Raw genomic sequence first — 772 nt, 5'->3', positions numbered from 1 at the left:
GTGACCGAACGGGACGTCGTAGCCGACGTGGGACAGCAGCGGGAACAGCTGACGGACCGTCTCGGCGAACAGCAGCGGGTCGAACAGGCCGCGGTCCGACTGGTAGTAGCCGTGTGCCCGGGGCCACTGGGCGGTGACGGTGAAGGTGTCGTCGGTATGTTGGTGCCAGCCGGTCAAAAGCACTTCGGCCAGGGCGGATTTGTGTACGTACTCTCTGGGTACTGCGGTGGAGAGCTTCCGCTTCGGCAAGAGCAGGCTGGCGTGAGCGACAGAGATGGGCACGCGTTTCCCCCGTATGGAACGTCGTGTGAATCTGACATTGTGTGCTCGTTCCGTGCCGTGCGCGGCAGAGCCGCAGCTATAAGATAGAGGTTGTTCGTTTTGTTTGTCGAGACAGTTCGGTGGTCGGTCTGATGGCAGAGCCCAAGCAGGAACGTGCTGTGAAGACCCGCGCGATCATCCTCCGGGCAGCGGCGGAGGTGTTCGACGAGTTCGGCTTCAGCGGCGCCAGCATCAGCAAGATCATGAAGCGGGCGGGGATGACCCAGGGGGGCATGTACTTCCACTTCAAGTCGAAGGAGGCGCTGGCCCTCGCGGTGATGACCTCGCAGGCCGACGACCTGGCACTGCCGCCCGGGCCGGACGGCCTGCAGCGGGTCATCGACATCACCTTCGACCTGGCGTACCAGCTGCAGCACAACACGGTGTTCCGGGCCGGGGTCCGACTCGCCGTCGAGCAGGGCGAGTTCGGCCTGCAGGACGACTCCGCGTA

Annotated in this window: 2 protein-coding genes; one reads left to right on the top strand and one right to left on the bottom strand. The window is 64.2% G+C overall.

Going from position 1 to position 772, the window contains the following annotated elements:
* The coding region (locus tag ABD323_RS42525; RefSeq protein WP_344447409.1) for an AfsA-related hotdog domain-containing protein at window positions 1–282 on the bottom strand (282 nt) is incomplete at its 3' end.
* A 131-nt stretch (window positions 283–413) separates the two neighbouring features.
* Here ABD323_RS42525 and ABD323_RS42520 point away from each other — a divergent pair.
* Window positions 414–772: TetR family transcriptional regulator (locus ABD323_RS42520; RefSeq protein WP_344447408.1), on the top strand; the 359-nt coding region annotated here is incomplete at its 3' end.

The organism is Kitasatospora nipponensis, from assembly GCF_039528135.1.
In the GTDB taxonomy this organism is placed as follows: Bacteria; Actinomycetota; Actinomycetes; order Streptomycetales; family Streptomycetaceae; genus Kitasatospora; species Kitasatospora nipponensis.
This window is presented reverse-complemented; position numbering and strand designations above follow the sequence as displayed.